This is a genomic window from Aphanizomenon sp. CS-733/32 (assembly GCF_028330045.1).
GTDB classification, from domain to species: Bacteria; Cyanobacteriota; Cyanobacteriia; order Cyanobacteriales; family Nostocaceae; genus Dolichospermum; species Dolichospermum gracile.
The window spans coordinates 1-4,470 of record NZ_JAQMSE010000258.1; the positions used below are offsets into that span (position 1 = coordinate 1).

At 41.9% G+C, this 4,470-nt stretch carries 4 protein-coding genes; all 4 read right to left on the reverse strand.

What is annotated here, in order from left to right; all coding sequences use genetic code 11:
• Positions 1 to 175 precede the first annotated feature (175 nt).
• The 4 genes from PN471_RS22995 to PN471_RS23010 all read right to left on the reverse strand — a co-directional run bounded on the left by PN471_RS22995 (position 176) and on the right by PN471_RS23010 (position 4,235).
• Positions 176 to 574 (reverse strand): hypothetical protein, encoded by a 399-nt coding sequence (locus PN471_RS22995; protein ID WP_271778795.1) that lies wholly within the window; start codon positions 572 to 574, stop codon positions 176 to 178.
• 173 nt (positions 575 to 747) lie between these two features.
• On the reverse strand, positions 748 to 1,716 hold the full coding sequence (gene secF, locus PN471_RS23000) for a protein translocase subunit SecF (RefSeq protein WP_193894567.1): 969 nt from the start codon (positions 1,714 to 1,716) through the stop codon (positions 748 to 750).
• On the reverse strand, positions 1,713 to 3,125 hold the full coding sequence (secD, locus tag PN471_RS23005) for a protein translocase subunit SecD (RefSeq protein WP_271778796.1): 1,413 nt from the start codon (positions 3,123 to 3,125) through the stop codon (positions 1,713 to 1,715). The genes secF and secD overlap by 4 nt, the downstream gene beginning before the upstream one ends.
• A gap of 126 nt (positions 3,126 to 3,251) precedes the next feature.
• Positions 3,252 to 4,235 carry an alpha-ketoacid dehydrogenase subunit beta gene (locus PN471_RS23010; RefSeq protein WP_039204864.1) on the reverse strand — a complete coding sequence of 328 codons (984 nt, stop codon included), beginning with the start codon at positions 4,233 to 4,235 and terminating at the stop codon, positions 3,252 to 3,254.
• Between the last annotated feature and the right edge of the window lie 235 nt (positions 4,236 to 4,470).

The following is a 4,470-nucleotide window of genomic DNA, read 5'->3' on the forward strand; positions in this document are numbered from 1 at the left end:
CAGTTTGTGCCGGGATTTGAATGCTTCAATTAATATCAAGAACCGGGGGACACACGGTCTTAAAGCTCAGTCAATGTCTTCATAGAAGAGTCGCTGAGAAGCCCACACTCACCCGAAGGGGAGTGTGTGGAGTATGTCACACTTTAAATTAATTCGCTTCGTGCCTATTCCCTGATTATTGACAAACCCATTTCCATAAAGGATGAGAAGATCCTTGTTGACGAATCCGATAAACTTGCTTTTTTAAATTCTCCTGTTCTTGTAATGATAGTCCCCACAGAATATTACGACTTTGCCAAACTAAAACAGAAACCGTCATACCAATACATAAACTTAAACCTAGTGTGGATAGAGGATGAAAAATCACTGTATATCGTAGTCCTACCCAAGTAAAATATTCTCGTAACAAAGAAATTTCAGTCCGTAAATTCCATAAACAAAAAGGCGCAATAGTCAGCCACAGACAACCGGCAAATAACCATCGGCCATACACTGTTAGCCTATGTAGTTTTTGTAATTGTTGAGCAAAAGCCGGGTCTAATTCCACTGCTTGTGGTTCTTCAGGTTTATACATAGGAAAGGTATAGTGTGCGCGGACTTACACAACTGGAACATTGGTAGGGTGCGTCAGATATCAAGAATCTGTTTATTGGCAAGATTTATGCGGTCTGACGCACCCTACAAGTAATTCCTAAAGGAGTCAGCGCCTCAAGACATTCCTCGCCAAAGGTTAGGAATGAGTGAAATTTAACTTTCTTGGGAATTTATAGGAGTTGCAACTGAGTAATTTTCACTGCGTTCTCGCCACCAAATTAGGAGTGTACTCGCAATAAAAATACTAGAATAAGCTCCCATTACAAAGCCCACAATTAACGCCAGAGAGAAATAATGGAGGGTTTCTCCACCAAATAGGAAAATAGCAGTTAATGTCAGTAAGGTTGTTAAGGTGGTGTTGATTGACCTAGACAAAGTTTGGTTAACGGCATCATCAACAACTTCAGCAATTGGTTGTTCAGGATGAAGTTTAATAGTTTCCCGAATGCGGTCATAAATGACCACAGTATCATTGACAGAGAAACCTGTGATAGTTAGCAAAGCAACAATGAAAAGACTATCTACTTCAACGCCGAAAACTAAGCCTAAAATTGAGAAAACTCCAGTTGTTACCAGAATGTCGTGAAACAAAGCCACAATAGCTAATAAGGCATAGTCCAACTGAAATCGGAAAGCCATATAAACAGTTATTCCGACAAAGGAAACTATTAAAGCTAAGATTCCCGAAGTAAATAATTCCTTTCCTAAAGTTGCACCAACGGAGTCAATTTGATTTTTTTGGGGGTCGAAAGCACCGATTTTTTCAGTTAAGGCATTTTGCAAATTACTCCGCTGTTCCGTTTCCAGATTTTTGGTGCGAATAGTAATGCCATTTTCCTGTCCATCTTCCGAGATTAACTGTATGCTACTATCTCCAAGTCCCTGAGATTTAGCCACTTCTCGCACAACGTTTATATCTATGGGTTGGTCACAGTTACCAGGTTTGCCACAGTCTCGCACAAATTGCAACCTGGTTCCGCCGATAAAGTCTAAGCTGGGACGCAGAGGTGCTTTGATACTGGGATTGAGGGTGGATATCACCATAGAGATGATACCCACCAGAATAATCACAGCGGAAATAGTCCACCAAGTACCCCGGGCTTTGTTAATATCCAATCTCATTGCGCCACTCCTGTCTTATTCGCTACTGGCACATTAGGAGCATAAAGTTGTGTGTTCCGCAAAGAGGGAATAGAAATAACTAAAAACATTAATGTGCGACTACAAGTAATTGCGGTAAACATACTCACCCCTACGCCTAAAGCTAAGGTAAGTGCAAAGCCTTTGACTAATCCTGAACCTAACCAAAATAATGCAGCACAAGCAATCCAGGTGGTGACGTTACTATCTAAAATACTGGAAAAGGCGCGGTAAAAACCAGATTCTACAGAACGATATAAAGATTTACCTGCTTGTAATTCTTCCCTGGTGCGTTCAAAAATCAAGACGTTAGCATCAACAGCCATACCAATGCTGAGAATAAAACCTGCAATTCCCGGTAAAGTGAGGGTAACACTTAGTAAACAAAATGCAGCCCAAGTCAGTATGGAGTAAATTATTAGTGAAACATTGGCTATCATTCCCGGTAGGCGATAGTACCACACCATAAATATTAATACTAAAGTCAGACCACCAATACCAGCGTAGATACTTCTTTGAATACTATCTTTTCCTAAAGTAGCGCCTACTGTTCTTCTTTCCGCAATTTCCACAGGAACGGGTAATGCACCACCGCGCAATTGTACCCCTAAATCATTAGCCTCTTGGGCTTGAAAACGACCCGTAATAATAGCAGAACCACCAGTGATTCCAGTAGCAGCGTGTTCTGGTCCTACGGTGGGTGAACTGATCATTTCATTATCCAGAAAAATACCAATACTCCGACCTGTTCCAGCAAGCTCTTTGGTGAGTCCAGCAAAGAGTTCTCCACCTTTTTGATCAAAACGGATAGCCACATTCCAGTTGGTGCCTTGATTGGGTTCACCGTAGGCATCCTTGAGATATTTGCCAGTGAGGGGTGGGTTGGTACTTTCAAACAATTCGGCGATCGCTTGATTATTCTTTTGAAACTCTTCCTTATTTTTATCAATCGCGGCTTGATCTTTGGATTTTTTCAACGCTTCTCGCTTAGTTATTAGATCGTTGCGTGTAATCTGGAAAGCGAAAAGTTGTGTTTCTGTATTCGGTTTTTGGACACGGAACTCTAGCTGCGCTGTACCACCTAATACTCGTTCTGCTTGTTCTGGGTCATTTACACCCGGTAGTTGTACGGATATTTTATCCGTACCGATAGTTTGAATTAATGGCTCAGAAACACCAAGACCATTAATTCGCCCTTCGACTACTTTTTGCACAGCTTCCAATTCTCTTTCGGTGATTTGGGGAATTTCCGCCGTTGGTTTCACCTGAATAGTCAGCTGTGAACCACCTCGTAAATCCAACCCCAAGGGGACAGGAATTGTCACAATCACCGTAATAGCGGCGATGACCAAAACTATAATTAACGCTAATAGCGATCGCTGTTTTTGCATACTATCACTCACAACTAACAAAGGTTATAATAACGTTCTTTGATTGCGTTGTGAGTAGAAGTTTGAGGTGGTAATTGGTAATTGGTAATTGGAAAAAACTCTTACCCATTACCCATTACCCATTACCTAAACTCGCAAAGCCATCATCTTCTGGACGGCTTCTACGATTTGCTCTGGTTGGACAATAGTTAAGCGCTCAAGATTACCGTTGTAAGGTGTGGGGATATCTTGAGAAGAAAGCCGCAGCACAGGTGCATCTAATTCATCAAATAAGCGGTCATTAATCGAAGCAGTTAATTCTGCACCAATACCCCCGGTTCGCATACACTCTTCCACAACAATCACCCGGTGAGTCTTGCGAATTGATGCACCAATAGTTTCAAAATCAAGAGGTTTCAAAGAAATTAAGTCAATAACTTCTGGATCATAACCTTGTTTTTCCAAAGCTTTCACAGCTTGCAGCACATGATACCGCATCCGCGAATAAGTTAAAATCGTCACATCTTTACCTTGACGAACAACCTCAGCCTTATCTAGCGGTAGTACATATTCTGTTTCTGGCAGGTCTTCTTTTAAATTATAAAGTAAAACGTGTTCAAAAAATAACACAGGGTTGTCATCGCGGATAGCTGCTTTCAGCAATCCTTTAGCGTTATAAGGTGTGGAACAAGCCACAATTTTTAAACCAGGAACAGCTTGGAAATAAGCTTCGAGACGTTGGGAATGTTCTGCACCTAGCTGTCTACCCACACCCCCAGGACCACGAATCACCATAGGGATTTTAAAGTTACCACCGGAGGTGTAGCGTAACATACCCGCGTTGTTAGAAATTTGGTTGAAGGCGAGGAGCAAAAAGCCCATATTCATCCCTTCAATAATCGGTCTTAACCCAGTCATAGCAGCCCCTACAGCTATCCCTGTAAAGCTATTTTCTGCAATGGGGGTATCTAAAACTCGCAGATCACCATACTTTTGGTGTAAGTCTTTAGTAACTTTATAAGAACCGCCGTAGTGTCCCACGTCCTCGCCTAGAACGAATACGCTAGAATCGCGTGCCATTTCTTCGTCAATAGCTTCCCGCAGGGCGTTGAAAAATAGTGTTTCTGCCATTTAGACCTTTATTACATTTTATCGTTATAGAATTTTATCGTGCCATTGCCCCGAATACCGTCAAGCGTAGCACTGTTGTTGAGAACAAAAGATAATTTTCACATATTTTACAGCAGGTGACAGGTGACAGGTGACAGGTGCTACGCCACGGGGACAGGTTACAGGTTACAGGTTACAGGTTACAGGTTACAGGTTACAGGTTACAGGTTACAGGTTACAGGTTACAGGTTACAGG